This is a genomic window from Streptomyces sp. NPDC001137 (assembly GCF_040298885.1).
GTDB lineage: Bacteria > Actinomycetota > Actinomycetes > Streptomycetales > Streptomycetaceae > Streptomyces.
Genome location: NZ_JBEPBA010000002.1, coordinates 592,449 through 617,243 on the forward strand (window position 1 = coordinate 592,449; position 24,795 = coordinate 617,243).

Below are 24,795 nucleotides of genomic sequence, written 5' to 3' on the forward strand. Positions count from 1 at the left end.
GCCCTTACGGCCCTTTCCACTCTCCCCGCCGCCCCCGCATCCGGGCGGCGGGGGGGGGGCCCGGGGGGGTTGTCACGCGCGCCGCCCCGCGGCCGACGACCCACGCGCGGCCACGGCCCCTCGCAGGGCCGTCCCCCTGGCGCGGACGCCGTTTCCGGCGGGGACGGGGGAGCCCCTTCGGATGCCGGGCCCGGCGTCCGCGCCCAACTCAATGATCACTCCGTGGCGACGGGGGGATCAGAGCCGACCGGACCTGTCTGAGGGACGGTCGGGTCCTTGCCACGCCGGGGTGGCCCGGTACGTGCGGGAGGCCGGAGGCGACCGGCGAGGGCCGCTCGCCCGGTGTCGTACGACAGGCCCCCGACGAGATACGTCGTTCGGCACCCCGAAGCAGCGCCCCGTGCTCGACGCCACCCCCGCCGAACTGCGCCGGGCGGCTTCCCCCCGGGCTCGAAGGGCCCCAAGGCCGAGGCGGCCGCCCGGTTCGTCGAACGCACCGGCGCCCTGGCCGCGATCGGCGCCCTGGACACGGCCTACGACATCGTGCACGGCCGCTGCGGAGCCGCTGGGGCCGGCCCGCCCTGCTCGCAGCCTGAGAAGCGCCCTGAGCGGGCGTCAGGCACCCGCAGTGCGGGGGCCGACCGGCCCCCGGCAGGGACTTGAGGCCCCTGCTGCCTCACCCGCGCCGCCCGGAAACTGGCACACAACCCCGAAGGAGGTCCGCCCATGCCCACCATCACCGTCGGCCTCGACGGCTCACCGCAGAGTCTCGCCGCCGCCGACTGGGCCGCCCGCGAAGCAGAGCACCGCGGGGCAGCGCTGTGCCTGCTGCACGCCTGGGAACAGCAGTCCCACCTGATCCCGGCCCTCGCCGGAGTTCCCGCCCCGGGCGCGATCGACACGCAGCACACGTGGGCCAGGACCCTGCTGGACGACGCGCAGTCCCGGCTCGCCCACCGCCACCCCGGTCTGGACATCGCCACACAGCAGCCCGGGGGCCGGCCGGTCGCGGCCCTCCTGGCCGCCGCGGAGGAGACGGACCTGCTGGTCCTCGGATCCCGGGGTCTCGGCACCGTCGCCGGGTTCCTGGTCGGTTCCGTCTCCCTCGCCGTCGTGGCCCGTGCCGAGCGGCCCGTCGTTCTCGTCCGGGCCGGCGAGCGCGCCCAGGACGAGCATCTGCCGGACGCCTCGGGCGACACGTCCACCACCACCCCGTACCGCGATGTCCTGCTCGGGCTGGACCTGGACGACCCCGGAGACGCGCTGATCGGCTTCGCGTTCGAGGCGGCCCTGCGCCGGGCAAGCGGCCTGCGGATCATCCACGGCTGGAGCCTGCCGACCTCCTACGGCTACGGCAGCGCCATGGACGTCGGGCTGAACGAGGAACTGGCCGAGCAGGTGCGGCACGCGCTGACCGACACCCTGCGGCCGTGGCGGGACAAGTTCCCGGGCGTGGAGGTGCACGCACAGGCCGTGATCGGCAGCGCCGGACGTCATCTCGTGCACGCCTCACGCGATGCGGGCCTGGTCGTCGTGGGCCGCAGTGAACGCCACACTTCGATCGGCGGTCACATCGGTGCCGTGGCCCACGCGGTGCTGCAGCATTCCGCCGCGCCGGTCGCGGTGGTGCCGCACGACTGATCCCCCAGGTCGTCAGTGGTCAGTACACGGAGGCGGGCCACGAACAGGCCACAGCGGTGATCACGCCCACGTCCAGCAGCACACCGACGCTCAGCCACGGGTCGAACCAGACCGCCTTGAGCACCAGGCCGCTCGACGCGGCGACCAGGGCGGCCGTGGGCCACCAACCGGAGCCCGCCAGCACCGCGGCGCCGGCGACGGCGTACACCGCCGCCGTGTACCAGGCCGGCGCGAGCGCCGCGGCCCAGGCCGGGATGCAACAGCCCGTGCACGATCAGGAACACCCCCACCAGCGGGGTGGTCACGATTGGTCCTCGGCCACGAAGGGTTCGTGGGGTTCGGTGCCGCCCATGTCGAGCCGGAAGGGCGGATAGGTGTCCGTCATCAGGGCGGCATAGGCGGCCACCCGCAGCACCCAGCGGTTGAGCCCGAGGATCAGGTCGAACAGGGCCCGCGGGTACTTCTCGGTGAAGGTCAGGGTCACGGCGGCGATCACCGCCAGCACGGCGACCAGTCCGCCGTCCCACCAGCCGAGGTGCCAGCCGCCGAGGAAGAACCCGATGACGATGTAGTGCGGGATGGCCAGCAGCCACCACTTCACCAGCACCAGGCCGCGGGAGAGCCGCTCGGGGTAGGCGATGTCCAGCCGCGCGGGGTAGTCGGGCTCCTCGCCCAGGCTGAACGGCGGATACCGGTCGGTGCCCAGGGCCGCGTACGAGTAGTACGCCACCCGCCAGCTCCAGCGCAGCACGCCCAGGTTGAAGTCGAACAGGGACCGTGGATAGCGCTCGGTGAACAGGATGCTGAAGAACGCGACCACGCTCACCAGGGTGAAGGCGATCCAGAGGAAGAACAGCACCACGTAGTGCGGAATCACCAGGATCCACTTCACCAGCCACAGCCACCGGGACAGCGGCGCGTCGAGCACCGCGTTCACCCGCACAGGACGGTCAGGTGTTCCCGCCAGGGTCGTCATGGCGATCAGCTCCTTCGGCCCGTGGCGCCGCCGCGGCGACCTGGGCCCAAGTCCAGCGTGGGCGCCGAACCCCGGCCCGGGCGAGGGCCGTTGGGGTCGACGCGGGGGCTGTCGGTCCCGGTCGCGGGGCCCGCCTCAGCCGCCGTCCGGACGGCCGGCCCAGGTGTCCGTGAGACGGATGCCGGTGACCAGGTCGGGCCGGATGCGGACCGCGTAGTCCATGGTCTGCTGCACCCACGGATGCAGCAACCGCTGATAGCGGGCCAGCTCCTCCGGGTCGGTCACCAGCTGGGCGTAGCCGGTGGCGACCACGCTCCAGCCGAGGTGCGTGGCCGGGTCGATGGTGTCTGCCTCGTAGGCCACGACGACGCCCGACGGGGCGGACTCGCGCGCTCGGGAGGTCAGGGCCGCGCCCTCATGGGTGCGGATGACGATGTCACCGTGGTCCAGGATGTGGTTGACCGGCCGGATGGTCGGCAGCGCATGCCGTGTGAAGACGATCCTTCCCACGGACACGCTGCCCAGCAGCCGCAGCGCTTCGCCGCTGTCCAGCTCGATGCTCAGGCGCGGTCCCACGGGAACCGGGTGGGAGTTGTCGAGGCGCATGGCAGGTTTCCGTACGGGTCGGCGGCTCATTGCTGACCGTCCATGGAACCGTCCTGCCGCGCCAGGGGTAAGGGCCGTTCGGCCCTCTTCCGCGTCCGATCGGCCCGGGGGCTCGCGAGCGGGTCTGCCATTGGCCCGATCGGGTACCGGAGGAACGAGACAGGCGCAGGGATCGGGGCCGACCGGCCCTGGTCCTTCAGGCGGTCAGAGGCGAATCTCGGAAACCGGCGCCGACACTCCGGCGCGGAGCGCAGGACAAGGAGCATTCGATGGCGGACGGCGAGCGGCCGGGCCCCGAGGGCCCGATCCGGGTCTTCTTGCTGGACGACCACGAAGTGGTACGCCGCGGGGTGCGCGACCTCCTCGACGACGAGCCGGACATCACCGTGGTCGGTGAGGGCTCCACCGCCCAGCAGGCCATGGTCCGTGTTCCGGCGCTCCGCCCGCAGGTGGCGGTGCTGGACGTGCGGCTGCCCGACGGCGACGGCGTGACGGTCTGCCGGGAGCTGCGCTCGCGCCTGCCCGAGCTGGCCTGCCTCATGCTGACCTCCTTCGACGACGAGGAGGCCCTGCTCGACTCGATCATGGCGGGCGCGTCCGGGTACGTCCTCAAGCAGATCCACGGCTGTGACCTGGTGTCCGCCGTCCGCACGGTCGCCGCCGGCCAGTCACTGCTCGATCCGAGCGCCACCACCCGGCTGATGGCCCGTCTGCGCGGCGGGCAGCAGCACGAGGAGGAACCCGACCCGCTGCCGGGTCTGACCGACCGGGAACGGGAGATCCTCGCCCTCATCGGCGAAGGCCTTACCAACCGGCAGATCGGCCTGCGGCTCTTCCTCGCCGAGAAGACGGTGAAGAACCACATCTCCCGCCTGCTGGCCAAGCTCGGCGTGGAACGGCGCATCCAGGCCGCCGTCATCGCCACCCGGGCCCAGGACCGGCTCCGGCAGCAGGGTCACTGACACCCAGGGCCGAACGTCCCCCGCTCGCCCCCGTCCGGCCCAAGCCCCGCCCGGCCCGCCGTCAGCAGTCTGGCCGCAGACCCCGGACACAGCCGGGCGACGATCGGGAGGGCGACGGACATGAGCGTACGCGTGGGCATCAACGGCTTCGGCCGCATCGGACGCAACTACCTGCGCTGTGTGCTGGAGCGGGCCGAGGGCGGCACCGGCACACCGGTCGAGGTCGTGGCGGTCAACGACATCACCTCACCGGCGGCGCTGGCCCATCTGCTGGAGTACGACTCCACGTACGGCCGGCTGCACCGCACCGTCGAGCACGACGACAGCTCCCTGACGGTCGACGGCCACCGCGTCGCCGTGACCGCCGAACGCGACCCGGCGGCCCTGGCCTGGAGCGAGCACGGTGTGGACGTCGTCATCGAGTCCACCGGCCGCTTCCGGACCCGCGAGCAGGCCGGAGCGCACCTGAGGGCGGGCGCCCGCAAGGTGCTGCTGTCCGTGCCGGGCAAGGGCGTCGACGCCACCCTCGTGATGGGCGTCAACGAAGGCACCTACGACCCCGACAGCGACCACGTCGTCTCCAACGCCTCCTGCACCACCAACTGCGTGGCCCCCATGGTGAAGGTGCTCGACGAGCACTTCGGCATCGTCAAGGGCCTGATGACCACCATCCACGGCTACACCAACGACCAGGTGGTCCTGGACGGCCCGCACAAGGACCTGCGCCGCGGCCGCAGCGCCGCCGTCAACATCATCCCCACCAGCACCGGGGCCGCACGGGCTGTCGGCCTCGTCCTGCCGGAGCTGGCCGGCACCCTCGACGGCATCGCCGTACGCGTGCCCGTGGAGGACGGCTCGCTGACCGACCTGAGCGTGATCCTCGAACGGCCGGTGACCGCGGACGAGATCAACGCCGCATACCGGGAGGCCGCGGACGGCCCGCTGAAGGGCGTCCTGCGGGTCTCCGACGCGCCGATCGTCTCCCGCGACGTCGTCGGCGACCCCGCCTCGTGCATCCTGGACGCCCCGCTGACCCAGGCCAACGGCGAGCTGGTCAAGGTCTTCGGCTGGTACGACAACGAGTGGGGCTACACCAACCGGCTCCTCGACCTGACCGAGTACGTCGCCGCCCGCCTGCCGCGCGCCTGACCGCCAACGGGGCCCGCCAACCCGGCCGGTGCCGTACCGTCTCCTGCCCTGGACCGTTACCGTGGCACATGACCGGGCGGTCGGCCGCCGGTGTGGCAAGGGGAGCTGGAGGAGCTGGCGTGGGAAGCCCTGAGGAGTCCCAGACTGCGCGGGTACGGCTGCCCCAGCTGAGGCTGGACGAGCTCCTGGAGGAGTTGCAGGCCCGTCTGGACGCGGCGCGCGGGACCCGCGACCGGGTGCACAGCCTCCTGGAGGCCGTGCTCTCGGTGGGCCGGGAGCTCGACCTGGAGCAGGCACTGCGCAGCATCGTGGAGGCCGCGGCGACGCTGGTCGACGCGGAGTACGCCGCCCTCGGTGTGATCGGACCGGACGGCAAGCGCCTGTCGGCCTTCCACACCATCGGGGTCACGGAGGAGCAGATCGCCAGGATCGGCCCGTTCCCCGAGGGCCACGGCATCCTCGGGGAGCTCATCCGCCACCCCGAGCCCCTGCGGCTGGCCAAGATCTCCCAGCATCCCGAGTCCTACGGCTTCCCGGCCCACCATCCGCCGATGAACACCTTCGTCGGGGTTCCCATCCGGGTACGCGACCAGGTGTTCGGCAACCTGTACCTGACCGAGAAGCGCGGGGGCGTGCAGTTCGACGAGGAGGACGAGTCGGTCCTGGCGACGCTGGCCGTGGCGGCCGGTGTCGCCATCGACAACGCCCGCCTGTACGAGGAGTCCCGGCTGCGCGAGCGCTGGCTGCAGGCGAACGCGGAGATCGCCCACGACCTGATGTCCGGCCGTGCGCGCACCGACGTCCTTCGCCTCATCGCCGAGCGGGCCGGGGAGATCACGGGGTCGGCCCTGGCGGCGGTCGCACTGCCCATGGAGTACACCCCCTCGCTCGCCGTGGAGATCGCCGTCGGGATGGATGCCGAGGCGCACCGCGGCCTCGTGCTGCCCATGGACCGGAGCCTGATGGGGCTGGCCTTTTCCGAGGCCGCGCCGGTGACCAGCGAGGATGCCGCTCACGACGAACGGATCTCGCGGGAGCCCGTGCGCTTCGAGGGGCTGGGCCCCGCCGTGGCCGTGCCCATCGGCACGGGCGGGCCCGGCCCGCGCGGCGTGGTCCTGGTGGCGCGCAAGGCCGGCCAGCCCATGTTCACGGAGACGGAGACCGTGCCCCTGCAGGCCTTCGCCGCGCAGGCCGCCATCGCGATGGAACTGGCCGAACGCCGCCAGGACGCCGAGCAGATCGCCGTGCTCAAGGACCGTGACCGGATCGCCCGCGACCTGCACGACCTGGCGATCCAGCGGCTGTTCGCCACCGGTATGACCCTGCAGAGCGCGGGCCGCTTCATCGAGCACCAGGAGGCCGCCGAACGCGTGGTGCGGGCCGTCGACGACCTGGACGAGACCATCAAGATCATCAGGTCGACGATCTTCGGTCTGCGGGCCCGTGAGGGCGGCGCCGGAACCGGGCTGCGGGCACGGGTGGTGCGCGTGGTCGGCGAGGCGGCCCCGGTGCTGGGCTTCGCACCCAGCGTGCGGATGGAAGGCCTGCTGGACACCGACGTACCGAGGGAAATCGCCGCCCATGTCGAGGCCGTCCTCTCCGAAGCCCTGACCAACATCGCCCGGCACGCCGGCGCCGACCGCGCCGACGTCGTCCTGGAGACCGACGGCCGCGAACTCCGGCTGACGGTCACGGACAACGGCGTGGGCATCCCGCCCGGGGGCCGCCGCAGCGGCCTGCGGAACATGGCCGAACGGGCCGAGCAACTGGGTGGAGCGCTGGACCTGGGCACCGGGCACGGAAGCGGCACCGTACTGTCCTGGCACGTACCGCTGCCCCGGGAATAGCGGCCGCACCTCCTCGTGGCCACTGCCTCCTGACGTGAGCCCACCAGGCCCTGCCGCAGGGGCCCTTCGGCCTCTGCACCCCTGCCCGCCACGCGGGTGAGGCTGGTGGGGCCGGACCAGGAGGACGGCATACAGGAGGTGGCATGGACGCTTCCACCGCGGCCTCGGTGCCCGCGCTGCGCGCGGCACACGAGCGATTCGTCACCGCGCCCCAGGCACCGCCGGGCGTACGCGGTCTGGTGGCCGAGTCATGGCGGCGCTGCGCCGCCACCGACGTACGGGCCGACGGCGGCCGGCTGCCGTCCCTGCCCACCACATCCGAGGAACTGGCCGCCTACCGCCGCACCCACCCGCTGGCCGGGGTGCTGCCCCTGTTCCGGGAGCTGCTGGGGACCGGGGCCGCGGACGACGGGCACATCTTCGCGGTCGGGGACGCGGACGGGACCCTGCTGTGGGTCGAGGGTGACCGCGCGACCGTCGGACGCGCCGAGGCCATGCACTTCGCCGAGGGCGCCCTGTGGTCCGAGCGACAGGCGGGGACGAACGCCCCGGGCACCGCCCTGGAGTTGGCGCGCCCCGTGCAGATCGTCACCGGCGAGCACTACAGCGCCGCCGCGCACGCCTGGTCGTGTGCCGCGGCGCCCGTGCGGGACCCCGGCACCGGCCGTGTCCTCGGCGTCGTCGACCTCACCGGCGGCGCGAGCATCGCCACGCCGCCCGCGTTCGCCGCGGTGCGCGCGGCCGCGCTGGCGGCACAGGCGGAGCTCGCGCACCGGCCGTCGGCGCCGCCCGGCGCCGACACCTGGGCGCCCGGGGCCCGCCTGAGAGCTCTCGGCCGGGACAGCGCCGTGCTCGAGACCGACGGACGCGTGCTCCGGCTCAGCCCGCGGCACAGTGAGATCGTCGTCGCGCTCGCACTGGCCGGCCACGGCATGAGCGGGGAACGGCTCGCCGTCGACCTGTCCGAGCACGAGGTGCCCGCCTCCACGCTGCGCGCCGAGATGACCCGGCTGCGCGCGGTCCTCGGCCCCGACCTGCTCGGCTCACGCCCGTACGCGCTCCTGTGCACCCCTCACACCGACTTCGGCGACGTCGCCGACCTGCTCGCGGCGGGACGGACGGCCGAGGCCCTGGCCCGCTACCCCGGTCCGCTCCTTCCGCGTTCCGACGCACCCGTCGTGGTGGGGCAACGGCGGTGTCTGGAACAGCAGTTGCGCGGCGCGGTGCTGGCCGCGGGCGAGACGGCGCTGCTGCGTCGCTGGGTGGGCGCCGAGTGGGGAGCCGCCGACGCCTCCGCATGGCTGACCCTTGCCCACCGGTTGCCGGGCGGCTCGGCGCAGCGGGCGGCCGCCGCGGCCCGCGCCCGCGCGCTGGACTCCCGTCTGGCCGTCCCGCCGCAGGTCGCGCCGTATGCAGCGTGGTTGCAGCGTTCCCGCTCCTAGCGTTCGAGCATGACCCGATCGTCGTGTCCGGAAAGGGGACGATCATGAAGTACGAGCCTCCCGGCAGGCCCGGCAGTCCCGTGGACGTCGCGCCCCGGTACGAGAACTTCATCGGCGGCAAGTGGCAGGCGCCCAGCACCGGCCAGTACTCCGTCAACCTGTGCCCCGCGACCGCGAAGCCGGTCTGCGAGGTCCCGAAGTCGGGCGCCGAGGACATCGAACTCGCCCTGGACGCCGCCCACGCCGCCAAGGACGCCTGGGGGGAGGCCTCCACGGCCCAGCGCGCGGCCGTCCTGAACAAGGTGGCCGACGCCATCGACGCCCACTGCGAGGAACTCGCCGTCGCCGAGAGCTGGGACAACGGCAAGCCGGTCCGCGAGACCCTGGCCGCCGACATCCCTCTCGCCGCCGACCACTTCCGCTACTTCGCGTCCGCGATCCGGGCCGAGGAGAGCGAGATCACCGAGATCGACAAGGATCTGATCGCCTACCACTTCCACGAGCCACTGGGCGTGGTCGCCCAGATCATCCCCTTCAACTTCCCGCTGCTGATGGCCGCGTGGAAGCTGGCCCCGGCGCTCGCCGCGGGCAACACCTCGGTGCTCAAGCCCGCCTCTCCGACCCCGTGGTCGATCCTGAAGCTGATGGAGGTCGTCGGCGACATCCTGCCGCCCGGCGCGGTCAACGTCGTGAACGGTCCCGGCGCCGAGATCGGCAAGGCGCTCGCCACCGACAAGCGCATCGCCAAGGTCGCCTTCACCGGAGAGACCACCACGGGCCGGCTGATCATGCAGTACGCGTCCCAGAACATCGTCCCGGTCACCCTGGAGCTGGGCGGCAAGTCGCCGAACATCTTCTTCGCCGACGTGGCCGCGAAGGACGACGACTTCCTCGACAAGGCCGTCGAGGGACTCGTCCTGTACGCGTTCAACAAGGGCGAGGTCTGCACCTGCCCCTCCCGCGCACTCATCCAGGAGGACATCTACGAGGAGTTCATGGGCCGCTGCCTGGAGCGCATCGGCGCCATCAAGCAGGGCGACCCCCTCGACACCGCGACCATGATCGGCCCCCAGGTGTCGAAGCAGCAGATCGAGAAGATCGCCTCGTACGTCGAGATCGGCCTGAAGGAGGGCGCCGAGCTGCTGGCCGGCGGCCACCGGAGGGCCCTGGGCGGCGAGTTCGCGGACGGCTACTTCTACGAGCCGACCGTCCTCAAGGGCCACAACAAGATGCGTGTCTTCCAGGAGGAGATCTTCGGACCTGTCCTCGCCGTCACCACCTTCAAGGACGAGGCCGAGGCGCTGGAGATCGCCAACGACACGCTCTACGGCCTCGGAGCCGGCGTGTGGAGCCGCGACGGCGCCCTCGCCTACCGCATGGGCCGCGCGATCAAGGCGGGCCGGGTCTGGACGAACTGCTACCACCAGTACCCGGCGGGCGCGGCGTTCGGCGGCTACAAGGTCTCCGGCATCGGCCGCGAGACGCACAAGATGATGCTCGAGCACTACAGCCAGACCAAGAACCTCCTGGTCAGCTATGGCACCAAGCCGCTCGGGCTGTTCTAGGGGAGTGCGGCGACATGTCCGAGAAGGTCGAACACGGCACCGTCGGGCGCGTCACCGCCACGCGGGCGGCACGCAGGGCCATCGCGGCCCTGTGCGCCGCCCAGGGCGGGCCGGTGATGTTCGTCCAGTCGGGCGGCTGCTGCGACGGAAGCGACCCGATGTGCTTCCAGAACGGCGAATTCGCCCTGGGAGACGGCGACATGCTCGTCGGCGTCGTGGACGGCTGCACGTTCCACATGGACGCCGAACAGTACGAGGCGTTCGGCCGCCCCTTCTACGTGCTGGACGTCGAAGAGGGCACGCCGGGCGGATTCTCCCTCGCAGCCGGGGACGGGCTGCACTTCGTGACCCGGGTCAAGGCGCCCGGGAACAGGACGAGTTGAGGAGCAGATCGTGAAGGCAGCAGTGGTCACCGACTTCGGCAAGCCCCTGGAGATCCAGGACCTGCCCGTCCCCGAGCCCGGTCCCGGCCAGGTGCTCGTCAAGATGGAGGCCTCCGGCCTCTGCCACACCGACATCCACGCCGCCCACGGCGACTGGCCCATCAAGCCGCAGCCGCCGTTCATCCCCGGCCACGAGGGCATCGGCACCGTACAGGCCGTCGGCGCCGGCGTGTCGGCCGACCTGGCCGGCAAGCGGGTCGCCATACCGTGGCTCGGCTCGTCCTGCGGCACCTGCCGCTACTGCGTCTCGGGCTGGGAGACCCTGTGCGAGAGCCAGGTCAACTCCGGCTACTCCGTGGACGGTTGCTATGCCGAGTACGCCCTCGCGAACGCGGGCGCGGTCGTCCAGGTGCCCGAGGGCGTCAGCTCCTTCGACGCGGCACCCCTGACCTGCGCGGGCGTCACCACCTACAAGGCGATCAAGGTCGCGAAGGTGGTCCCGGCCGAACGGGTCGCGGTCTTCGGCATCGGCGGCCTCGGCCACCTGGCGCTCCAGTACGCGCGCCTCGTCGGCGGACTGGTCACCGCCGTCGACGTGGAACCCGAGAAGCTGGGCCTGGCCCACCGGCTCGGCGCCGACCAGACCGTCAACGCCCGCACACACGACCCGGTCGAGGAGATCAAGAAGGCCGGCGGAGCGGACGTCGCCGTCGTACTCGCCGCCGCCCCCAAGGCGTTCGAGCAGGCCTACAAGTCACTCAACCGCGGTGGACGCCTGGTCATGGTCGCCCTGCCCGCCGACAACGCCGCGATCAACGTGCCGATCTTCGAGACCGTCCTCGGCGGCATCTCCGTCATCGGCTCCATCGTCGGCACCCGCCAGGACCTCGCCGAGGTGTTCGCGCTGCACGCGGCAGGACGCACCCAGGTCATCGCCGAAACGCGCCGCCTGGACGAGGTCAACGACTCCTTCGACGAGGTCCTCGGCGGACGGGCCGAAGCCCGGCTCGTCTTCGAATTCTGAGGTCCGCGACCCAGCGGACCACAGGGAGAGGCAGCAGATCATGCCCACCGTCACCGTAGGCACCGTACGGGAGCGGGCGCCCGGCGAACGCCGTGTCGCCCTCGTCCCCGAGGCGGTAACTCTCCTGATCCGGGCCGGACTTGAAGTCCTGATCGAAACCGGGGCAGGCTCCGGGGCCTGGTTCACCGACGCCGACTACACCGCCGCCGGCGCGAGGGTCGTGCCCCCCGAAGAGCTGTACGCACGCGCGGACGCCGTCCTGTGCGTCGGCCCGCCGGACCCGGAGACCGCCGAGTCGCTGCGTGCGGGGCAGACCCTGATCGGCCTGCTCGAACTGCCGCGCCACCCCGCCCTGGCCGGACAACTGGCCGAGCGCGGAGTGCGGACGGTGAGCCTCGACCTGCTGCCGCGCACCCTCAGCCGCGCCCAGTCCATGGACGCGCTGACCTCCCAGGCCAACGTCGCCGGCTACAGGGCGGCCGTGCTCGCGGCCGACTCGTACGACCGTTTCTTCCCGATGCTGACCACCGCGGCAGGCACCATGCGCCCCGCTCAGGTCCTCGTCATCGGCGCCGGTGTGGCCGGACTGCAGGCGATCGCCACCGCCCGCCGCCTCGGCGCCGTCGTCACGGCCTACGACGTACGCCCCGCAGCACGAGAGGAGGTGGAGTCGCTCGGCGCCCGATTCCTCGACATCCAGCACCCGTCAGGCACCGGATCGGGCGCCGGACAGGGCGGCTACGCACGGGAGTTGACCGAGGCGGAGCAGCAGGCCCAGCGAGCGTCGCTGGACGCGCACATCGCCCGCACCGACATCGTGATCACCACGGCCCAGGTGCCGGGCCGCAAGCCGCCGTTGCTGGTCACCGCCGACGCCGTCGAGGCCATGAAGGCCGGTTCGGTGGTCGTCGACCTCGCCGCGAGCGAACTCGGCGGAAACGTCGAGGTCTCCCAACCCGACAAGACGCAGGTCCTGGCGGGCGGCGTCACCGTCATCGGCGCCGGACGCCTGCCGTCCGCGATGGCGACCGCCGCGTCCACGGCCTACGCCCGCAACCTCGTCGCGCTGCTGCGCCACCTCGTGCACGACGGCGAACTGCTCTTCGACCCGGCCGACGAGATCACGGCCGCACTCACGAGTGGAGCCCTCTCATGAACAGTCTCGATCTCCTCACCGCGATCACCGTCTTCGTGCTGAGCGTCCTGGTCGGCGTCGAGGTCATCAGCAAGGTCCCCGCGACCTTGCACACCCCCCTGATGTCCGGCTCCAACTCCGTGCACGGCATCGTCGTCGTCGGAGCCATGCTGATCGCGGCCGAGTCGCACACCTGGCTCGGCTACGTCCTCGCCTTCGCGGCGATGGTGTTCGGAGCGATGAACGTCGTCGGCGGATATGTCGTCACCGACCGGATGCTGGAGATGTTCAAGGCCAGGCCCGCCCCCTCCGGCACTCGTGACAAGGCGGAGGTGTGAGCACCATGGACACCGTCTCCAACGCCGTCCACTACGTCTTCCTCGCCACGGCCGCGTGCTTCGTCCTCGGCCTGCACCTGATGAACCACCCGCGCACGGCCCGCCGTGGGAACACCCTGTCCGCCGGGGCCATGGCCGTCGCGATGGCCGCCACGGTGTGGCTGGTGGCCCACGAAGGTGCCATCAGCACGACCGGCTGGCTGGTGCTGGCCTCCGGCGGCCTCGTCGGCGCCGCGCTCGGACTGTACGCGGCACGCGAGGTCACGATGACCGCCATGCCCCAACTGGTCAGCCTCTTCAACGCGGTCGGCGGCGGGGCGGCCGCGCTCATCGCGCTCAACGACCTCCTCCAGGCCGACCATCCGGCCGCGCTCGGCGCCCGGGTCTCCTTGCCGGGCGCCCTGGACATCGTCATCGGCGCGGTCACCTTCTCCGGATCGCTCATCGCGGCGGGCAAGCTCCAGGGCGTCGTTTCCGGGGCGCCGGTGGTCTTCCCCGGAGCCCGGCTGCTGAACGTGGTGCTGCCGGCCTCCTTCGTCGTCGGCACCGTCTGGCTGGTGCTCGCTCCGGACTCCCTTGTCGCCCTGTACGGACTGGTGGCCGTCGCCCTGCTCTTCGGCGTGACGATGGTGCTGCCCATCGGAGGCGCGGACATGCCCGTCGTCATCGCTCTGCTGAACGCCTTCACCGGATTCGCGGTCGCTATGGCGGGCTTCGTCCTGAACGAGACCGCACTGATCATCGCGGGCATGCTGGTCAGCTCGTCGGGCGGCATCCTCACCAAGCTGATGGCCGACGCCATGAACCGGTCGGTCGCGGGCATCGTCGTCGGCGGCTTCGGCACCGGCGACGGCGCCCCGGTGGCTGTCGGTTCGGCTCCCGCCCAGGTGCGGTCGGTCTCCGCGGACGACGTGGCGATCCAGCTGGCGTACGCGAGCAAGGTCATCTTCGTCCCCGGTTACGGCCTCGCCGCGGCCCAGGCCCAGCACGAACTCGGCGACCTCGCCAAGCTGCTCACCGACCACGGCGTCGACGTCAGTTACGCCGTCCACCCGGTCGCGGGCCGCATGCCCGGACACATGAACGTGCTTCTTGCCGAAGCCAACGTCCCCTACACCCAGCTGAAGGAGATGGACGAGGTCAACCCCGAGTTCCCGCAGGCGGACGTCGCCCTCGTCATCGGCGCCAACGACGTGACCAACCCCATCGCCCGCCGTCCCGGCAACGCGATCTCGGGCATGCCGATCCTCGACGTCGACCGGGCCAAGAGCGTCGTCGTCATCAAACGCTCGATGGGCCACGGCTACGCCGGCATCGACAACGAGCTCTACACCGACCCGAAGACCGGGATGTTCTTCACCGACGCGAAGAAGGGACTGAGCGAACTGAAGGCGGCCGTGGGCGAGTTCGTCGGCTGACCCACGGTCCGCACGCCGGGGCCGCTCTCCGGGCGGCCCCGGCGGCATGCCCGGTCACGGTCCACGTGCCGACCTCCCGCGCGCCAGAGCCGGTGACGACGGCCTGGATCTGCTCCAGCTCCCCAAGCTGCAGGCCGTGGTCGGTCCGTAAGCAGGCATCCAACGCCCCGCCGGCCAAGGCGATCTCGATCACGACCCATGGACAAGACCGGCAATCCCCTCCGGGGAATGAGGGATGAGGCGGATCCGGCTCACTCCTCCGGCACCATGTCGATCGCCCCGCACGGGCACTCGGTCGCGCACAGCCCGCACCCCTTGCAGTAGTCGAGGTCGATGGCGAACCCCTTGCCGGGACCCAGCTTGGTGATCGCGTTGTCCGGGCAGACGCCGTAGCAGTTGTCGCACTCGAAGCAGTTGCCGCAGGACATGCAGCGCCGGGCCTCGAACAGGGCGGTGGACTCGTCGAGCCCCTGCACCACCTCGTCGAACGTCGAGACGCGGCGGGCGAGTTCGAGTGTCGGCCGCACCGAGGCCGGGGCGTCGGAGTAGTACCAGGTGTTGAGCCGGTCGGCCGACGCGAGGCCGTGCTTGGGGGCGGGGTCGTACGCCGTGCCGCGCAGGAACGCGTCGATGTGCCGGGCCGCCTTCTTGCCGTGTCCCACGGCCACCGTGACCGTGCGCTCGGCGGGCACCATGTCGCCGCCCGCGAAGATGCCCTCGTGCCCGGTCATCAGACCGTCGGCCACCTGCACCACGCCGTGGTCCACGGTCAACTCCGGTACGTCCCGCAGCAGGGACAGGTCCGAGTCCTGGCCGAGCGCCAGCACCACGCTGTCCGCCTCAAGCTCCTCGAACTCGCCGGTGGGCTGCGGGAATCCGGTCGCGTCGAGCGCCATCCGCTCGATGGTCAGCCGCCCCTCGTCGGCGTGCTTGATCGTGGAGAGCCACTTCATCCGCACGCCCTCCTCCAGCGCCTCCTCGACCTCGATGTCGTGCGCGGGCATACGGTCCCGGGTGCGCCGGTACACCACCACGGCGTCGGTCGCGCCGAGCCTGCGGGCGGTGCGGGCCGCGTCCATGGCCGTGTTGCCGCCGCCGTAGACGGCGACCCTGCGGCCCAGCAGCGGCCGGTCCTCGCCCTCCATACTGCCCAGCAGCGTCACCGCGTCGAGGATGCGGGCGCTGTCACCGGCCGGGATGTAGGCGCGCTTGCCGATGCCCGCGCCCACCGCCAGGAACACGGCGTCGAAGCCGCCGTCCCGCTGCGCGGCGAGCACCTCGTCGACCTTCGTGCCGAGCTCCAGCCCGACGCCCAGCGCCGTGATCCGGTCGATCTCGGCGTCCAGTACCTCACGCGGCAGCCGGTAACGCGGGATGCCGTAGCGCATCATCCCGCCGGGCTGCTCCTGTGCCTCGCGGATCGTCACCTCGTGGCCGAGCAGCCGCAGGTGGTACGCGGCCGACAGCCCGGCCGGGCCGGAGCCGACGACCAGGACACGCCTGCCCGAGGTCGTTTCCGGCACGGGCACGGTCCAGCCCCGCTTGATCGCCTCGTCGCCCAGGAACCGCTCGATCGAGTTGATGCCGACCGCGTTGTCGACCTGGACCCGGTTGCAGGCGGTCTCGCACGGGTGATAGCAGACGCGGCCCATCACGGCGGGCAGCGGATTGTCCCGCATCAACTGCCGCCACGCGGACTCGTAGTCGCCGCTCTCCGCGTGGAACAGCCACTGCTGGATGTTCTCCCCGGCCGGGCAGGCCTGGTTGCACGGCGGCATACGGTCGACGTAGACGGGGCGTTCGGTGCGCCAGGCCCCGGTGTGGTTCGCCAGGCTGGAGCCGACGTTCAGAGTGATCGCGAACGGTTTGTCCTTCACGACGACGCCTCCTCAGGGGCCAGCAGCCCGAAGCGGGCGATGTTGCGGTCGGCCGTCCGCTGCAGGCGGGCGATGACGTCCGTGCGCAGCTCGGGCCGGAAGAGGTGCGCGTAGCGCTTCTGCGGGCGCAGGTACTCCTCGACCGGCAGACGCCGCCGGATCGGTGCGACGTCGGTGACCTCGCCGTCGAGGGCCTCGAACACCGGGAACAGCCCGGTCTGTTCGGCCAGCCGGGCGATGCGCACCGTGTCATGGGAAGCCGTGCCCCAGCCCAGCGGGCAGGGCACCAGCACATGCAGATAGCGGGCGCCGCGCATCCCCATCGCCCGGTGCACCTTGGCCTCCAGGTCGCGCAGACCCGCGACGGTGGCCGTGGCGACGTACGGGATCTCGTGCGCCATCGCGATCAGCGGCAGGTTCTTGCCCTGCCCGAAGGGGGCGCCGGGCTCCTCGCCCACCGCCTGGGTGGTGGCGGTGCGCGCTGTCGGGGGAGTGGCCCCGGAGCGCTGCACACCGGTGTTCATGTAGGCCTCGTTGTCGTAACAGACGTACAGGACGTCGTCGCCCCGCTCGAACATGCCGGACAGGCAGCCGAGGCCGATGTCGACGGTGCCGCCGTCGCCGCCCTGCCCGACCACGCGGATGTCGGTGCGGCCCTTGGCGCGCAGTGCGGCGGCGACGCCCGCGGCGACCGCGGGCGCGTTGCCGAACAGCGAGTGCAGCCAGGGCAGTTGCCACGACGTCTCCGGATACGGCGTCGAGAACACCTCCAGGCAGCCCGTCGCGTTCACCGCGATCACCTTGCCGCCGGCCGCCCGCTGGGCCGCATCCAGGATGTAACGGGCACCGAGCGCCTCGCCGCAGCCCTGGCAGGCGCGGTGGCCGCAGGTCAGCGCGTTGGCGCGGCCCGGATCGGCCTGGTCGGACTGCAGCTCGGGCCCCAGCAGCCGGTTCCCGGCCGCGAAGCTGCCCACCTGGTAGAACTTGACCTGCGGCGCGCCACTCATCGGTTGCTCCCCACATCACGCAGGATGTTCTCCGCGGACGGCCCGGACCGCCTGGTCTCAGCCATCCGTGCCAACTCCCGCTCCACCAGCTCGGTGTTGAGGTCGAGAAAGGTCAACTGCCCCAGGCGTCCGGCGATCGCGTCGTCGAACAGCCGGTGCAGGGACTCCTTGGTGATCGCGCGCCCACCGAGCCCGGCGACCACGGTGTGTCCGTCCAACTGGATCCCGGACAGCGCGGTGCGCACGTTCGCCGACACGATCCCGCCGACACCGACCGCCAACGCCCGCTCCAGCACGACGACTTGGCGTGCCCTGCCGAGCACGGTCCGCACCGCGTCGAGCGGGAACGGCCGGAACGACGTGATGGCCAGCGCCCCGATGCGGACCCCCTGCTCACGCATCTCGTCGACCACGTCGCACACGGTTCCGAACACCGAGCCCAGGGCCACGACGATCGTGTCGGCGTCCTCGCAGGCGTACGGGTGGACCAGGCCGCCGCTGGCGCGCCCGAAGACCTTCCGGAACTCGTCGGCCACCCGGGGGATCGTGTCCAGCGCCTGCATCTGCTTGGCGTGCGCCAGATAGCGCACCTCGGTGAAGGCGTCCGGGCCGACCATCGCACCGATCGACACCGGCTCGTCCGGGTCCAGGACCTGGCGTGGCTCGTACGGCGGCAGGAACGCGTCGACCTGCGCCTGCTCCGGCACCTCGATCCGCTCCCAGGCGTGGGTGAGCACGAAGCCGTCCATGCACACCATCACCGGCAGCGACAGCTCCTCGGCCAGCCGGAACGCCTGCGGATGCAGGTCGGCGGCCTCCTGGTTGTCGCGCGCGTACAGCTGGATCCAGCCGGAGTCGCGCTGCGACATGGTGTCACTGTGGTCGTTCCAGATGTTGATGGGTGCGCCGATGGCCCGGTTGGCGACCGTCATCACGATCGGCAGCCCCAGCCCGGAGGCGTTGTAGAGCGCCTCCACCATGTACAGCAGGCCCTGGCTCGCGGTCGCCGTGTAGGCGCGGGCGCCCGCGGCCGAGGCCCCGATGCACATCGACATCGCTGCGAACTCCGACTCGACGTTGACGTACTCGCACGGCTTCAGCGCACCGGACTTCACCAGGCGGCTGAGCTCCTCGACGATGTGCGTCTGCGGCGAGATCGGATACGCGGCGATCACTTCGGGCCGGCAGCAGGCGACGGTTTCGGCGACCGCACGCGACCCCTCAGTCTGCTTGAGCATGCGCCCGCTCCTCCCGCTGGGCCTTCCTGACGTGGTCGTATGCCTCCCGGGCCGCGGCAGCGTTGGCCTCGCCCAGCTCCCCGGGGAAACGCTCGCGGACAGCGGCGCCGAGCGACTCGATCCTCACGCAGCCGGTGAGCGCGGCGAGTCCGCCGAGCAGGACCGCGTTCGGCACCGGCCGGCCGAAGTGGCGCACGGCGAGTGCGGTGGCCGGGACGGTGAGGGCAGGGCCGGCAAGCTCGCCGAGGCCCAGCTCGTCCACGGACCGCGGCGAGTTGATCAGCACGGCGCCGCCGGTCCGCAGCCCTTCGAAGACGTTCACCTGGTGCAGCAGCGTGGGGTCCTGGACCACCAGCGCATCGGGCCGCATGACGGGCTCGCGCACCCGGATCGGCCGGTCGTCGATCCGGCAGAACGCCACGACCGGCGCCCCCGTCCGCTCCGATCCGAAGCTGGGGAACGCCTGCGCGTGGCGGTCCTCCATGAACGCCGCCACCGACAACAACTCGGCGGCCGTGACGGCTCCCTGGCCGCCACGGCCGTGGATGCGAACCTGGAACACGGCACCTTCCCTTCCGCCGGGGTCCTCGTGTCTTTGGGCGAGTCAGTCGTGCGGGACGATCACGACGGGGCAGCGCACGTGGTGCATCACCGCGTGCGCGACCGGCCCGGTGTGCGCGCCCAGCCTGGCCGGACGGTGCCTGCGGCCGACGACCAGCAGCGCGGCATTCTGCGCGGCGTGCAGCAGCTGCTGGGCCGGGCGGCCGTTCTCCACCAGCGCCAGGACCTTTACCGTCGGGTACTTCTCCCGCCACGGCTGGAGCGCGCCGTCCAGTGCGGTTTCGGCGGCCTGCTGTGCAGCGGCACTCATCGTGGCCGCCGCGGCGGGCGGGGCGTACGGCACATGCCAGGCGTGCAGCACCTGCAGCTGTGCGGAACGCAGGGCCGCGCTCTCGAAGGCGAACGCGAGCAGTTCCTCGCACGGGCGCGCGATGTCCACGCCGACCACGACGTCGCGGTACGGCGTGCGCAGCGACGGCCGGCCCTCCGCGTCCGGCAGGTGGTCGTCCTCTGCGGTCCGGTCGGCCCGCACGAGCACCACGGGCCGCGCAACGCGGGCCACTGTCGCGAGCGCCACCGAACCGGCCATGAACCCGCCGAAGCCACTGAAGGCCCGGCTGCCCAGGACCAGCAGTTCGGCCTCACCGCCCGCATCGACGAGCGCGTCCGCCGCGGGACGGGCGATCTGCTCGGCACTGAGATACACCTGCGGGTGACGCTCGCCCAGCTGGTCCACGGCTCCGCGCAGGATCCGCCGCGCCCAATAGTGCGGCGCGTCCAGCTCGGGCAACTGCGACGTGCCGGGCTCCAGTCCCTCCCACGCGTGCACCAGGCGCAGCGGCAGGCCGCGCCGCAATGCCTCCCCGACCGCCCACTCGGCGGCGGCGAGGCTCTCACATGAACCGTCCAGGCCTACGACAACGGGGCGAAGCACGGCCACCACCTCCCCGGCTCGTCGGCCGCCCGGCTCCGGGCGGCCCTCTGCACCTCCAGCGTCTGCGGTGAGCCGCCTGCCCGGGCAGGGGCTGCGTGGCCTGGGGAACGGGCCGAACGGCCCTTGGCTGCGCTGCTCCGGCTCATCAGCGCAAAGAGAGCCCACCGGAACCCGACACTGGGCCACTCGGCCCATGTCGACGGTGGGCCGCTGCCCGACGCTGGAGGTGTCGTGCGGCACGAGCCGTCGCCCGACCGCGAGCCCAAGGGAGGACGCCATGCACGGCACTCCGCACATCGTCAGCGATGTGATGACCCGCACCGTCGTCGCCCTCGGCCGCGGAGCGACGTTCAAGGAGATCGTGAAGACCATGCAGCAGTGGAAGGTCAGCGCCATGCCCGTGGTGGAGGGCGAGGGCCGGGTGGTCGGTGTCGTCTCCGAGGCCGATCTGCTGCCCAAGGAGGAGTTCCGCGACGGCGATCCGGACCGCTACACCCAACTGCGGCGGCTGGCCGACCTGGTCAAGGCCGGCGCCGTGACCGCCGAGGAGCTGATGAGCGCACCGGCCGTCACCGTCCAGGCACACGCCTCGCTCGCACAGGCCGCCCGGATCATGGCGCTCCACAAGGTGAAACGGCTGCCGGTGGTCGACGACGAAGACATGCTGCGGGGCATCGTCAGCAGGGCCGACCTGCTGAAGGTCTTCCTGCGCAGCGACGAGGACATCGCCGGGGAGGTGCGGCGCGACGTCGTCGACCACCTGTTCCCCGCCGAGGCCGAATCGATCCGGGTCGAGGTGCGCGAAGGCGTGGTGAAGCTCACCGGAAGGACCGGCGACACCGCCCTGGTGCCCATCGCCGCACGGCTGGTGCGGGCCGTCGAGGGCGTCGTGGACGTGGACTGCGCGCTCCTTGGCCCGCGCCGGCGCCCGGACCTCGACCCGGACCTGCCGGATGCCGGGACGACCGCGCCGCCCTCGGGAGTCGGCGGTGCGCCTTGATGCGGTGCCCCAACCGGCAGGTGCCGGGGGGACGTTGGGGCGCGTGGGCCGACCGGGCCCGGTAGAGGCCCGGTCGGCCCACGCGCGTCGCGCCCCGGCGCGGGACGCTGGAAGTGGCGAAGCAGAAGAGGAGGGGACATGACTGGCATGATCGAACGGCTGCCGGGCTGGCCGACCCTGCCCGACCTGTTCGGCTGGGTCGAGACCGGTTTCCCCGGGGCGCACACGGTCCCCGGACTGCACGGCATCCGCATAGAAGAACACTTGGCGGACGAGAAGTACGTGCTGCGGGCGGAGCTCCCGGGCATCGACCCCGCCAAGGATGTCGAAATCACCGTCGCGGAAGGCGTTCTGACCCTGCGGGCAGAGCGCAGTGAGGAGACGACACAGAAGCACCGCACGGAGTTCCGCTACGGCACTTTCGCCCGCTCCGTCCGGCTGCCGGCCGGGGCCAAGGGTGACGAGGCCACTGCCGAGTACAAGGACGGCGTCCTGACCGTCACGGTCCCCGTGCCCGAGACCAAGAAGGCCACAAAGACCATCCCGGTGCGGCAAGTCTGAGTGCGGGCGGGCGCTCGCCCGCACCCGCGGTGCGCGGCCGGTACGCCGGCCGCGCATCCGTCTGCCCGGGCCGGGCGGACGGGCCGGGCGGCCCCGTTCCGAGGTCTTTCGGCCCAGCGACCGGAAAACCGGGCTCCGGCAAGGGTGGAGGCAGACGCAGTTGCAGGGAGAAGAACCATGACTGTCTCCACTCGTATCGCGATCATCGCCATCGGCGACCCGGACCGGCATGACGACGGTGTGCCCCGAGCGGTGCTCTCCCGGCTGCGGGAGCGGGCCACCGCAAGGCCACTGCCCCCGGGCACCCTGCTCGCCGCCTGCGACCCCGACCCGGCACGGCTGATCCGGCTGTGGGAGAACACGGAACTGGCCGTCGTGCTGGAGGCCGCCCACGCCCGCCCGAGCCACCCCGGCCGCATCTACCGCCTCGACCTGGACACCGCGGCGCTGTGGCGGGCCGGCACGATGCGCCCGCACGGCCTGGGCGAAGCCGTCAACGTCGGCAGGGCGCTCGGGCGGCTGCCCGGCCACCTGGTGGCGTACGCCGTGGACGGTGCGGACACCTCGCTCGGCCAGGGGCTTTCCGAACCCGTCGCCGCGACGGTCGGGCACCTCGCCGCCTGCGTCGAGGCGGAGATCACCCGCCATCGGGCCACGATTGCCCAGGACTTGGCGGACCGGGCCCGTCCATGAAGGACGGGAAGGGCCCCATCCGCTTCTCGCGGATCCTGATTGCGCGGTGCGCGGCCGCCGGCCGCTTCTCCGCGCCTGTGCCGGGTCCTTCCCGTCACCTCCAGCACAACACGAGGACACCGGACACGCCAGGGCCGCTCGGCCCCGCATCACGCCCTCGCCGCGGCTTCTGGGGCCGCCCGGCCCATGCGGATCGGCCGGGACTTGGTCAAGCTGGACCTACGGGGGTTTTCCGGTAATTCCGGCATCCTGTGCGGCAAGAGGGTGAGGTCGGACATGAGAGGCTACGTGTTCCACGGCCCAGGACAGGCGGCCTGGGAAGAGGTCGCAGACCCGGGCCTGGAGGAGGCCACCGACGCGATCGTGCAGGTGGACGCCGTCACCATCTGCGGGACGGATCTGCACATCCTCAAGGGCGATGTGCCCGAGGTGCGCCCGGGTACGGTGCTGGGGCACGAGGCGGTCGGTGAGATCGTCGAGGTCGGCAGCGACGTGCGGACGGTGCGGCCCGGCGACCGGGTCCTGATCTCCTGCATCAGCCCCTGCGGACGCTGCCACTACTGCCGCGAGGCGATGTACGGCCAGTGCCGGGGCGGCGGAGGCTGGATCCTCGGCCACCTGATCAACGGCACCCAGGCCGAGTACGTCCGGGTCCCCTACGCCGACCTTTCCGTGCATCCGTTGCCCGGCAGCGTGGACAACGAGGACGCCGTGCTGCTCGCCGACATCTTCCCGACGGCCTACGAGGTGGGCGTGCTCAACGGGCAGGTACGTCCCGGAGACACCGTCGCCGTGGTCGGGGCGGGGCCCATCGGCCTGGCCGCGATCGCCACGGCCCGGCTGTTCGCCCCCGAGCGCATCCTCGCCGTGGACCTCGCCGCGCCCCGCCTGGAGGCGGCCAGGAAGCTCGGTGCCGAAGCGGTGGCCGATGCGAGCGAGGCGCCGGAGCAGCTGATAGCCGACCTCACCGACGGGCTCGGTGCCGACGTGGTCATCGAGGCGGTCGGCGTACCGGAGAGCTTCGAGCTGTGCACACGCATGGTGCGCCCCGGCGGGCACGTGGCCAACGTCGGTGTGCACGGCAAGCCCGCCACCCTGCACCTGGAAGACCTGTGGATCAAGAACGTGACCATCACCACGGGGCTGGTCGACACGCGCTCCACCCCCACCCTGCTGCGGATGGCGGCGGCTGGACGACTGCCGACCTCACAACTGGTCACGCACGGCTTCCCGCTCGACCGCATGGAGGAGGCGTACGAGGTCTTCGCCCGCGCCGGCGAGACCGGCGCGCTCAAGGTGGTACTCGGCGGCCCGCAGCGGGAGGTCGTCCCCGTGCCGGCGGCATGACGGGAGCCGCGGCCTGGGCCGAGCGGCCCCGGGCAGGGGCCGAACCACCCCTGTCGACGCCAGGCCGCCGGTGTGACGGTGAAAGCGGAGCTCTGCGCTGAGCTTCCGCACAGACCGACGAAAGGCGGTGGGGAAGATGGAGCTGCCCCTGGTCGTGGGCGTCGACGGATCCGACGGGAGCCTCGCCGCGGTCGACTGGGCCGTGGACGAAGCGGCCCGGCACGGACTGCCGTTGCGCCTGGTGTACGCCTCGCTGTGGGAACGCTACGAGGGCGCCGTGCCGTCCAACAGTCTGCAACGTCCCTCCGAGCAGGTGATGGCGGAACACGTCGTCGCCTCCGCCGCGGAGCGCGCCGGGCGGCGCAACCCCGACGTGAAGGTCACCGCCGAGGTGCTCCCCGAGGAGGCGGTCTCCGCGCTTCTGCGTGAGGGCAACAACGCCTCTGTACTGGTCACCGGCTCGCGCGGGCGCGGCGAGCTGGCGGGTCTGCTGCTCGGCTCGGTCGGGCTGGCCGTGGCGGCCCGCGCCCACGGCCCGGTGATCGTCGTCCGTGGCGACAAGGCCGGCCTCGCGGGCACCCACGAGCGGATCCTGCTCGGCGCGGGGGAGCCGGCCACCGGCGGCGAGGCCGTTCGGTTCGCCTTCCGCGAGGCCGAGGCACGCGGCTGCGCCCTCGACGTCGTGCGCACCTGGCGGTGTCCCGCACACGAGAGCGCCGACGACCCCCGGCTGGCGGCGGACCCCGCGCACCGCCACGAGCAACAGGCGGCCGCGCTGCTCGACGCCCTGCTCGCCGACGCGATCGCCGACCACCCGGGGGTCCTGGTGCACCGCGTCGCGGTCGAGGGACCGGCCCGCAAGGTGCTGCTGCACCGCTCGGCCGCCGCGGACCTCGTGATCGTCGGGGCGCAGCGCCGCACCGGCCACGGCGGTCTCCAACTCGGCCGGGTGGCACACACATTGCTGCACCACGCCGACTGCCCGGTGGCGGTCGTGCCCCAGCAGGTGTGACCGTGCACCGACCCCTGAGCGACCTCGACGAAGTCCGCGCCGGTTCGTCAGCGCCCCATGGGGGCGCGGGGCCGTATCC

General features: G+C 72.0%; 24 protein-coding genes and 1 pseudogene. 17 read left to right on the forward strand and 8 right to left on the reverse strand.

The features are described from left to right. Positions 1-376: 376 nt before the first annotated feature. Together ABT254_RS46495 and ABT254_RS05680 are read left to right on the forward strand one after the other, a co-directional pair. A pseudogene (locus ABT254_RS46495) lies at positions 377-663 on the forward strand (hypothetical protein); the annotation flags it as partial. Positions 664-726: 63 nt separating this feature from the next. After that, complete coding sequence (locus ABT254_RS05680) at positions 727-1,641, forward strand: universal stress protein (RefSeq protein WP_351463941.1); 915 nt, start codon at positions 727-729, stop codon at positions 1,639-1,641. Positions 1,642-1,660: 19 nt separating this feature from the next. Here the strand turns inward: ABT254_RS05680 and ABT254_RS05685 are convergent, their stop codons facing one another. The 3 genes from ABT254_RS05685 to ABT254_RS05695 form a co-directional block, all read right to left on the reverse strand. Further along, positions 1,661-1,849, reverse strand: a complete 189-nt coding sequence (locus tag ABT254_RS05685; protein ID WP_351463944.1) for a hypothetical protein — start codon at positions 1,847-1,849, stop codon at positions 1,661-1,663. 93 nt (positions 1,850-1,942) lie between these two features. Next, the gene (locus tag ABT254_RS05690; RefSeq protein ID WP_351463947.1) at positions 1,943-2,617 is read right to left on the reverse strand and encodes a DUF4389 domain-containing protein; all 675 of its coding nucleotides are present in this window, start codon (positions 2,615-2,617) and stop codon (positions 1,943-1,945) included. Positions 2,618-2,752: 135 nt separating this feature from the next. Then, the gene (locus ABT254_RS05695) at positions 2,753-3,223 is read right to left on the reverse strand and encodes a pyridoxamine 5'-phosphate oxidase family protein (protein ID WP_351463950.1); all 471 of its coding nucleotides are present in this window, start codon (positions 3,221-3,223) and stop codon (positions 2,753-2,755) included. A gap of 269 nt (positions 3,224-3,492) precedes the next feature. Between ABT254_RS05695 and ABT254_RS05700 the strand changes: the two genes are divergently transcribed. The 10 genes from ABT254_RS05700 (at position 3,493) to ABT254_RS05745 (ending at position 14,486) form a co-directional block, all read left to right on the forward strand. Continuing rightward, complete coding sequence (locus tag ABT254_RS05700; protein ID WP_351463953.1) at positions 3,493-4,185, forward strand: response regulator; 693 nt, start codon at positions 3,493-3,495, stop codon at positions 4,183-4,185. Positions 4,186-4,305: 120 nt separating this feature from the next. Continuing rightward, positions 4,306-5,334: a type I glyceraldehyde-3-phosphate dehydrogenase gene (gap, locus tag ABT254_RS05705; RefSeq protein WP_351463956.1), complete on the forward strand. Its 1,029-nt coding sequence runs from the start codon at positions 4,306-4,308 to the stop codon at positions 5,332-5,334. Positions 5,335-5,453: 119 nt separating this feature from the next. Beyond that, the gene (locus tag ABT254_RS05710) at positions 5,454-7,181 is read left to right on the forward strand and encodes a GAF domain-containing sensor histidine kinase (RefSeq protein WP_351463959.1); all 1,728 of its coding nucleotides are present in this window, start codon (positions 5,454-5,456) and stop codon (positions 7,179-7,181) included. A 143-nt stretch (positions 7,182-7,324) separates the two neighbouring features. Continuing rightward, positions 7,325-8,623 carry a transcriptional regulator gene (locus ABT254_RS05715; protein ID WP_351463962.1) on the forward strand — a complete coding sequence of 433 codons (1,299 nt, stop codon included), beginning with the start codon at positions 7,325-7,327 and terminating at the stop codon, positions 8,621-8,623. A gap of 41 nt (positions 8,624-8,664) precedes the next feature. After that, complete coding sequence (locus ABT254_RS05720) at positions 8,665-10,188, forward strand: aldehyde dehydrogenase family protein (RefSeq protein ID WP_351464089.1); 1,524 nt, start codon at positions 8,665-8,667, stop codon at positions 10,186-10,188. A 14-nt stretch (positions 10,189-10,202) separates the two neighbouring features. Then, complete coding sequence (locus ABT254_RS05725) at positions 10,203-10,571, forward strand: DUF779 domain-containing protein (protein ID WP_351463964.1); 369 nt, start codon at positions 10,203-10,205, stop codon at positions 10,569-10,571. A 10-nt stretch (positions 10,572-10,581) separates the two neighbouring features. Then, positions 10,582-11,595 (forward strand): zinc-dependent alcohol dehydrogenase, encoded by a 1,014-nt coding sequence (locus ABT254_RS05730; protein ID WP_351463966.1) that lies wholly within the window; start codon positions 10,582-10,584, stop codon positions 11,593-11,595. Positions 11,596-11,635: 40 nt separating this feature from the next. Continuing rightward, positions 11,636-12,751 (forward strand): NAD(P) transhydrogenase subunit alpha, encoded by a 1,116-nt coding sequence (locus tag ABT254_RS05735; RefSeq protein WP_351463969.1) that lies wholly within the window; start codon positions 11,636-11,638, stop codon positions 12,749-12,751. Then, positions 12,748-13,068 carry an NAD(P) transhydrogenase subunit alpha part 2 gene (locus ABT254_RS05740; protein WP_351463972.1) on the forward strand — a complete coding sequence of 107 codons (321 nt, stop codon included), beginning with the start codon at positions 12,748-12,750 and terminating at the stop codon, positions 13,066-13,068. Before ABT254_RS05735 ends, ABT254_RS05740 begins: the two co-directional genes overlap by 4 nt. Before the next feature lie 5 nt (positions 13,069-13,073). Further along, positions 13,074-14,486: an NAD(P)(+) transhydrogenase (Re/Si-specific) subunit beta gene (locus ABT254_RS05745; RefSeq protein WP_351464092.1), complete on the forward strand. Its 1,413-nt coding sequence runs from the start codon at positions 13,074-13,076 to the stop codon at positions 14,484-14,486. Between the two features lie 251 nt (positions 14,487-14,737). Here ABT254_RS05745 and ABT254_RS05750 read toward each other — a convergent pair whose 3' ends face one another. The 5 genes from ABT254_RS05750 to ABT254_RS05770 are packed head-to-tail and all read right to left on the reverse strand — an operon-like array spanning position 14,738 to position 20,103. Next, complete coding sequence (locus tag ABT254_RS05750; RefSeq protein WP_351463975.1) at positions 14,738-16,363, reverse strand: NAD(P)-binding protein; 1,626 nt, start codon at positions 16,361-16,363, stop codon at positions 14,738-14,740. Continuing rightward, positions 16,360-17,370 carry a thiamine pyrophosphate-dependent enzyme gene (locus ABT254_RS05755; RefSeq protein WP_351463977.1) on the reverse strand — a complete coding sequence of 337 codons (1,011 nt, stop codon included), beginning with the start codon at positions 17,368-17,370 and terminating at the stop codon, positions 16,360-16,362. Before ABT254_RS05755 ends, ABT254_RS05750 begins: the two co-directional genes overlap by 4 nt. Further along, complete coding sequence (gene porA, locus ABT254_RS05760) at positions 17,367-18,608, reverse strand: pyruvate ferredoxin oxidoreductase (RefSeq protein WP_351463980.1); 1,242 nt, start codon at positions 18,606-18,608, stop codon at positions 17,367-17,369. Before porA ends, ABT254_RS05755 begins: the two co-directional genes overlap by 4 nt. After that, the gene (locus tag ABT254_RS05765) at positions 18,592-19,170 is read right to left on the reverse strand and encodes a 2-oxoacid:acceptor oxidoreductase family protein (protein ID WP_351463983.1); all 579 of its coding nucleotides are present in this window, start codon (positions 19,168-19,170) and stop codon (positions 18,592-18,594) included. Before ABT254_RS05765 ends, porA begins: the two co-directional genes overlap by 17 nt. Positions 19,171-19,212: 42 nt before the next feature. Further along, positions 19,213-20,103, reverse strand: coding sequence for a universal stress protein (locus tag ABT254_RS05770; protein WP_351463985.1), 891 nt, complete (start codon positions 20,101-20,103; stop codon positions 19,213-19,215). Between the two features lie 277 nt (positions 20,104-20,380). Between ABT254_RS05770 and ABT254_RS05775 the strand changes: the two genes are divergently transcribed. The 5 genes from ABT254_RS05775 (at position 20,381) to ABT254_RS05795 (ending at position 24,716) form a co-directional block, all read left to right on the forward strand. After that, on the forward strand, positions 20,381-21,103 hold the full coding sequence (locus ABT254_RS05775) for a CBS domain-containing protein (RefSeq protein ID WP_351463988.1): 723 nt from the start codon (positions 20,381-20,383) through the stop codon (positions 21,101-21,103). 138 nt (positions 21,104-21,241) lie between these two features. Then, entirely contained in the window at positions 21,242-21,664 is a 423-nt protein-coding gene (locus tag ABT254_RS05780) for an Hsp20/alpha crystallin family protein (protein WP_351463991.1), read from the forward strand. 177 nt (positions 21,665-21,841) lie between these two features. Next, on the forward strand, positions 21,842-22,357 hold the full coding sequence (locus tag ABT254_RS05785; RefSeq protein ID WP_351463994.1) for a hydrogenase maturation protease: 516 nt from the start codon (positions 21,842-21,844) through the stop codon (positions 22,355-22,357). 276 nt (positions 22,358-22,633) lie between these two features. Then, positions 22,634-23,704: a zinc-dependent alcohol dehydrogenase family protein gene (locus ABT254_RS05790; RefSeq protein ID WP_351463997.1), complete on the forward strand. Its 1,071-nt coding sequence runs from the start codon at positions 22,634-22,636 to the stop codon at positions 23,702-23,704. Positions 23,705-23,840: 136 nt separating this feature from the next. Further along, positions 23,841-24,716, forward strand: coding sequence for a universal stress protein (locus tag ABT254_RS05795; protein WP_351463999.1), 876 nt, complete (start codon positions 23,841-23,843; stop codon positions 24,714-24,716). The last annotated feature ends 79 nt before the right edge of the window (positions 24,717-24,795 follow it).

Coding starts and splice junctions, on each gene's coding strand:
- ABT254_RS05700 (WP_351463953.1), top strand. CDS start 3,493: ATGGCGGACGGCGAGCGGCCGGGCCCCGAGGGCCCGATCCGGGTCTTC.
- ABT254_RS05785 (WP_351463994.1), top strand. CDS start 21,842: ATGACTGTCTCCACTCGTATCGCGATCATCGCCATCGGCGACCCGGAC.
- ABT254_RS05725 (WP_351463964.1), top strand. CDS start 10,203: ATGTCCGAGAAGGTCGAACACGGCACCGTCGGGCGCGTCACCGCCACG.
- ABT254_RS05755 (WP_351463977.1), bottom strand. CDS start 17,370: ATGAGTGGCGCGCCGCAGGTCAAGTTCTACCAGGTGGGCAGCTTCGCG.
- ABT254_RS05795 (WP_351463999.1), top strand. CDS start 23,841: ATGGAGCTGCCCCTGGTCGTGGGCGTCGACGGATCCGACGGGAGCCTC.
- ABT254_RS05790 (WP_351463997.1), top strand. CDS start 22,634: ATGAGAGGCTACGTGTTCCACGGCCCAGGACAGGCGGCCTGGGAAGAG.
- ABT254_RS05680 (WP_351463941.1), top strand. CDS start 727: ATGCCCACCATCACCGTCGGCCTCGACGGCTCACCGCAGAGTCTCGCC.
- ABT254_RS05690 (WP_351463947.1), bottom strand. CDS start 2,617: ATGACGACCCTGGCGGGAACACCTGACCGTCCTGTGCGGGTGAACGCG.
- ABT254_RS05745 (WP_351464092.1), top strand. CDS start 13,074: ATGGACACCGTCTCCAACGCCGTCCACTACGTCTTCCTCGCCACGGCC.
- ABT254_RS05735 (WP_351463969.1), top strand. CDS start 11,636: ATGCCCACCGTCACCGTAGGCACCGTACGGGAGCGGGCGCCCGGCGAA.
- ABT254_RS05740 (WP_351463972.1), top strand. CDS start 12,748: ATGAACAGTCTCGATCTCCTCACCGCGATCACCGTCTTCGTGCTGAGC.
- gap (WP_351463956.1), top strand. CDS start 4,306: ATGAGCGTACGCGTGGGCATCAACGGCTTCGGCCGCATCGGACGCAAC.
- ABT254_RS05695 (WP_351463950.1), bottom strand. CDS start 3,223: ATGCGCCTCGACAACTCCCACCCGGTTCCCGTGGGACCGCGCCTGAGC.
- ABT254_RS05775 (WP_351463988.1), top strand. CDS start 20,381: ATGCACGGCACTCCGCACATCGTCAGCGATGTGATGACCCGCACCGTC.
- ABT254_RS05780 (WP_351463991.1), top strand. CDS start 21,242: ATGACTGGCATGATCGAACGGCTGCCGGGCTGGCCGACCCTGCCCGAC.
- ABT254_RS05715 (WP_351463962.1), top strand. CDS start 7,325: ATGGACGCTTCCACCGCGGCCTCGGTGCCCGCGCTGCGCGCGGCACAC.
- porA (WP_351463980.1), bottom strand. CDS start 18,608: ATGCTCAAGCAGACTGAGGGGTCGCGTGCGGTCGCCGAAACCGTCGCC.